The organism is Cytobacillus sp. MT66 (assembly GCF_058792595.1).
Genome location: NZ_JBXAFB010000036.1, coordinates 1 through 5,474, shown reverse-complemented (window position 1 = coordinate 5,474; position 5,474 = coordinate 1). Strand labels below are relative to the sequence as shown.

The following is a 5,474-nucleotide window of genomic DNA, read 5'->3' as shown; positions in this document are numbered from 1 at the left end:
TCAAATAGAGTACCACCTTCATTTTTATTTAGGATAGATATCATTAACCATGTAATTAAGCTAACGAATAAACCAGAAAGTAAAATGGATATCCAAGCATCTTTTTTTGATTCTAGATACATAATTCTTGGAACCCCAAGAATCCCCATACCAATTTGCGAAGTGTGTATGATAAAAAAAGCCATAAAGGCGTTAACAAAACGTATATTTGATTTCATTTTGCACCTCAAAATTCATCTAAATCTGTTAAATTTTTTAATCGCTTTTTTAGGCGAATGGAGTCTTTTGGTCGATTTACTAACGGTCGTCTCATATAAAAATGGTGGGGAAGACGTATTAAAAAATATTGCAAATCTTTCATTCTTAGCGGATATAGAGGTGCAAGATAAGGTTTATTTAAAGAAGTTAATTTTAACAAGTGAACCATTAGAATACATAGACCGACAACGATTCCGTTTAACCCCCAAACACCTGCTAAAATAATAATTGGAAATCTAGCAATTCTGACAGCAGTGCCCATTTCATAAATAGGAGCCGAAAATGCCCCTAATGCACTAAATGCAACAATGATAATTAAAATATTGCTAGTTAACCCTGCCTCAACCATTGCTTGGCCAATGACAATTCCTCCTACAATTCCCATTGTTTGACCTACTTTCGAAGGAAGGCGGGCCCCAGCTTCTCTAAGTAACTCAATTAAAAATTCTAGTAAGAGTGCTTCTAATACGGGTGGAAAAGGAACTTGTGAACGTGATTGTCCAATGATAATTAACAATTTAGATGGTATAAGTTCATAATGATAAGTCATGGCAGCCACATATATGGCTGTTACAAAAAGAGAACCTACCATAGCAAATAATCGGATAAAACGAATAAATGTACTTAAAGACCATCTCAAATAGATATCTTCTGTTGATTCAAAAAATGAGAAAAAATTAGCAGGCCCTATAATGGCTACTGGGCTACCATCTATAAAAACTCCAATTCGGCCGTTTAAAATCGAATAGATGAACCGATCGGGAAGCTCTGTTAAAATAAATTGTGGAAGTAAAGAGTAATGATTATCTTCTAGGCATTGAGCCAAAACGGAACTGTCAATTATATTTTCCGTTTTTAATTGATTAATCCTGTCCTTAAGTGTCTGAAGAGTGTCATCGTTCGCAATATCTTTTATATATACAATTCTTACTTGCTTTTGAACGCGTTCCCCAATTTTTATTTCATCCGTGCACAAATTTTTATCTTTTAGATTTTGTCTTATTATCTTAACGTTAGAAGTTAATGATTCTGTAAACGAAATTTTAGGTCCATATACTAACGATTCTGTTTCTGCTTTCTCAATAGAGCGTTCAATGGGATTTGCGCAGTTCACAATGAATGCCTTTTTCTCGTCTAAGAAATAAATATAAGCAAATCCATTTAATATGGAAGAGATTACCTCTTGTTCCTCTATATTTACCTTTATTTCATCTATAGGTATGTTTTTCATTAAATAGGTGTAATGTAAGAATTCTACAGGAAGTCCTTCAATGTATTTAATGACATATTCATTTAGAATCTCTGGCTTAATTAAATTCTTCATGAAAATAATATGAATCCCTTCTTGTCCAGCTTCAATCTTTCGACACTTCAAGTCGGGTGATTCATTAAGAATCAATTTAATTTCTTCATAACCTGGGAAGTTATCATTATTATGACGCTCTGTCATTCGTAACATATCCTTCAACCGTTTTTTATAGTGTCTGTAAAAACAATTAATTTATACAGAATATGGATAGAAGGACAGTGAACCATTACAGCATATGGACAGCGTTAAACCATTATTGTGTCTATATTAAGAGGATTATACTTATATAGTAATGCTAATTTTTATTAGTTTTATGTCATTTATTTACTCGTTTATTTTAATTCTTACGGTTGGTCATATGGAATTTGTTAGTCCTTACGCATGGAGATTCTAGAATGGGTGGTCTGACTTTCTTAGATCTGGAGATATGAGGTTCATTGGATACCTAATAATTGGTTTAACCATTGCAATAATAGAATTATTTTGGTAAATCCCAAAAGCAGAAGGCCTAGGAATTTTTTAAGAAGTAAATCTAGAAGAGCAGAACACCTTCGTCATAAACAAGAGTAAAGAAATATATGCACGTCGAAAAGAATCCTTTTTAATTGGTCTTTGCGGATGCAAAAGAAAAGTATGCGATGGACCCTAATGGACTTAAATATTGTCCATGCAGGTGATGCTAACTTTTGCTGTGTTGCAATAAATCTTAAGAAACTAGCCAACTGGACTTGGGTAAGCCAAGAGATGGTATAAAGAACAAGAGATTAGGAAAATAATACGCATTTTTAAGAAGGATTTTGAGAAAAAAGCCTCATATATAGCAAGTTTTCAGACTCATCTTCTGTTAGCTGCATAATCTTTTCCTGGTCCTCATCCGCCGATTTTAGATCGGGGATATCCTTCATGGGATTCTGCAAAATGATCTTGTTTCTTTCCGCCCTTAAATAATAGCTGCGTAGCACATTCAGTGCCTGTTGATTGTTGACGTGGTCAATGGTTTCATTCCATTAGGATTTAGTATGATTAGTCTCTATTTGCGATTGTCTGTTGAAGTGGCATAGTCGGTTAGCCGGATATTTGCCTCCTGGAAAAAACTATTTAAATTATTGGTGTCAAATATAATAGTATTTTTTGACTTGCCCTGTTCTTCATCAGAAGCACAGGAAGTTGTTCCTTCGCTCCAAATATGCCATTTTATTTCGTAGAATGGCATTTACAATCTCACCAATAGCGTTACGTAGATTATCTTATCAATGTATTTTCGCTTATAATCTTCTCCTTCCTAATTGCTTAGATCTACGAGAAAGAATGTGTGTTCGGGTTGTTGTTTTTAGATATCTCTGCCGGCAACTTCATTAACTATGTTTGCCACAGCACCCGGTATGACTTTGCAATTTTTAATAAATCACTTCCATGGAATCCTGTAATCCATAGATTTTTCCGCCAAAACCTCTAACTTTTCAGCATGTTCCCATTTTTTAACCTTAGTACGTGTGGCTGGCAACATGCAACATTGTGAATGATATCGATGACATACCAAGTTAAGGGAGTACTAATCGTTGTATGTATAAAAAAATCATGGCATATTGTCTCTAACACTTCTTCACCCAATTGACGGTGACGAAGGAGTCCACAATGAGCACAACAAGCTGTTTCAGTTTTGTCATCTGCCAAGATTAACCGATCCTTTTTTTTCGTTGTTCAGTTTATGGCAGTAAACACACTGGCTTTGATTTGGTAAAGTTTTGTTGTTATAAACCAAAGAATCAAACATAATTATATAAAGTTAATAACAAAATAGTGAAGGGTTTAAACTGGAGGAGGATTACATGTATATTGGTGTTTTACTTAAAGATCAATTAATGTGGAATACTTCACTGTTAGCTGGCCTGACATGCATCGCTGTTTTATATTCATTATTAGTCCATCGTTGGACAGAACAAAAAATGTATCATAAACAACCACTGTTCTTTTTCTTTAGTTTAGTCTTGTTATTTTTAACCATCGGGAGTCCTTTTACAGTGATAAGTCATCTCTCGTTTAGTTTACACATGATCCAAATGAGTATTTTATATTTTGTTGTTCCGCCTATTCTTTTAATGGGGATTCCCAGCACCTTATTTCATAGAATTTTAAAAATCCCGACGGTTAACAAAATAAAGAAATGGTTTTTGCCTCCAAGGATTACCTTAATGGTTTTTGCGGTATTGTTCTTTATATACCATTTACCGGTTGTTCTAAACATTTTTTCGCAAGACTCCTTTATTCATAGTGTATATATTTTTTTGCTATTAATTTTGTCTTTTAGTATGTGGTGGCCGTTGGTGTCACCTGACCTAAGGCAACGATTCTATCTGGCGGAAAAAAAGCGTTATGTATTCTTAAGTGGAGTTCTTTTAATGCCAGCCTGTTTATTTTTCGTTTTTAGCGCCTTAACAGATGGAATAAACAACCCCTTCCATACACAATTAACAGCTCATCTTTGCATACCTTCTCAATCCATTTCCTTAAATTTTCTTCCTCCTCCATTCAATACAAAATATGATCAAATATCCGCAGGATTTATTATGTTGGGGATTCACAAGATTACTTTGATGGCAACAGCACGGGGAGGTACTGAGATCGCTGATGCTCAGATTAAGCATGAAAGAACGTCTAGTAAAAACTGAGTCCCTAGTGAATAACAAAGAAACTTCCTAGCTATTGTTAGGAAGTCTCTTTGTTTATATATTATGTAAAAAAAGAGTTGTCAAAGTAAATATTGTATATTATATTTAGATTCATACAATATTTAGTATTAGATTTCTAATATAAACACTAAGTATAGATAACAACCAATGAAAATGGTGTCTGAATAGACTTAATAGGGAATCTGGTGGAAGTCCAGAACTGTACCCGCAACTGTAAATGCTGACGAAATAAGTATATCCACTGTCTTTGGATGGGAAGGGCTTAGAGTAGAAAGAAGCATGAGTCAGGAGACCTGCCATTTTTATTACGTATTATCTTCTTCGGGAGTTGGGAAGGTATAACGGCGGTATTCTTACTATTACAGTGGACTTGTGCTGTTTTTTTAGATTATTCGACGTTATCAAAAAGCCCATCATCCTTGATGGGCTTTTTTGTTTGAAAAAATATAGAAACCTAGGACTCTCGAAGATTTGCTATTTTACTAGAAGAAATGAGGAGTTTGGTTTGAAAGAAAAAGTACCCGCAAGTATTTCAAGAACCATCCAAACAAAGCTTGTCCTACCGCCCCATACAAATCATATGGGAACCATCTTTGGGGGAACGGTTCTATCCTACATTGATGAAATAGCGGCGATCACAGCCATGAAACACAGTAAAAAGGTGGTTGTTACAGCTTCCATTGATACGGTTAATTTTTTATCATCTGCCAGGGTAGGAGATATTTTAATTTTGGAAGGAGTTGTAGTATCAACGGGCAGAACATCAATGGAAGTGTACGTAAAAGTAGAGTGCCAGCATCTAGAAACGGGTGAAAGGACAATAACCACAACAGCCATTCTTACAATGGTTGCAGTGGATAGTGACGGGAAACCAACGCCTGTTAGCGGTGTTGACCCGGAAACAGAAGAAGAAAAAAATCTATTTCTTAGTGCCCAAAATAGGAAAAAGACACGATTGAAAATAAACGAATTTTCGGGGGAGAAACGTATATGAGTGTTACTTATAGTTATGAGATGAATTCTGTGTTATCCGCATTAAAAAGTGCTTCTGAAAAATATAATCTCGACATGTCCGATTTTTATGAAAAAATATCCGGGATGGATAAAGAAACATTATATGACCAATCACTCCTTTATGCGCTAAATCAAATTTCAATGGAGGAACCGAACTGGACCTTCCTAGCAGCAAATTTATATTTAAATGAACTATATTATAA

6 protein-coding genes and 1 riboswitch are annotated in these 5,474 nt (G+C 34.8%); of the genes, 3 read left to right on the top strand and 3 right to left on the bottom strand.

All coding sequences use genetic code 11. The features are described from left to right. The 3 genes from AC1Q59_RS24625 to AC1Q59_RS24615 all read right to left on the bottom strand — a co-directional run. A partial coding sequence (locus AC1Q59_RS24625; RefSeq protein ID WP_492368508.1) for a GerAB/ArcD/ProY family transporter occupies positions 1–218 on the bottom strand: 218 nt, incomplete at its 3' end. A gap of 8 nt (positions 219–226) precedes the next feature. Beyond that, a complete protein-coding gene (locus tag AC1Q59_RS24620) occupies positions 227–1,708 on the bottom strand; it encodes a spore germination protein (protein ID WP_492368507.1) in 1,482 nt (493 codons plus the stop codon). 889 nt (positions 1,709–2,597) lie between these two features. Continuing rightward, the gene (locus AC1Q59_RS24615; RefSeq protein WP_492368506.1) at positions 2,598–2,780 is read right to left on the bottom strand and encodes a hypothetical protein; all 183 of its coding nucleotides are present in this window, start codon (positions 2,778–2,780) and stop codon (positions 2,598–2,600) included. A gap of 616 nt (positions 2,781–3,396) precedes the next feature. Here AC1Q59_RS24615 and AC1Q59_RS24610 point away from each other — a divergent pair. The 3 genes from AC1Q59_RS24610 to AC1Q59_RS24600 form a co-directional block, all read left to right on the top strand. Next, positions 3,397–4,236, top strand: a complete 840-nt coding sequence (locus tag AC1Q59_RS24610; RefSeq protein ID WP_492368505.1) for a cytochrome c oxidase assembly protein — start codon at positions 3,397–3,399, stop codon at positions 4,234–4,236. A gap of 158 nt (positions 4,237–4,394) precedes the next feature. Next, a riboswitch (cobalamin riboswitch) is annotated at positions 4,395–4,572 on the top strand. A 190-nt stretch (positions 4,573–4,762) separates the two neighbouring features. Next, on the top strand, positions 4,763–5,251 hold the full coding sequence (locus AC1Q59_RS24605; RefSeq protein WP_492368504.1) for an acyl-CoA thioesterase: 489 nt from the start codon (positions 4,763–4,765) through the stop codon (positions 5,249–5,251). Further along, a partial coding sequence (locus AC1Q59_RS24600) for a hypothetical protein (protein ID WP_492368503.1) occupies positions 5,248–5,474 on the top strand: 227 nt, incomplete at its 3' end. The genes AC1Q59_RS24605 and AC1Q59_RS24600, both read left to right, overlap by 4 nt.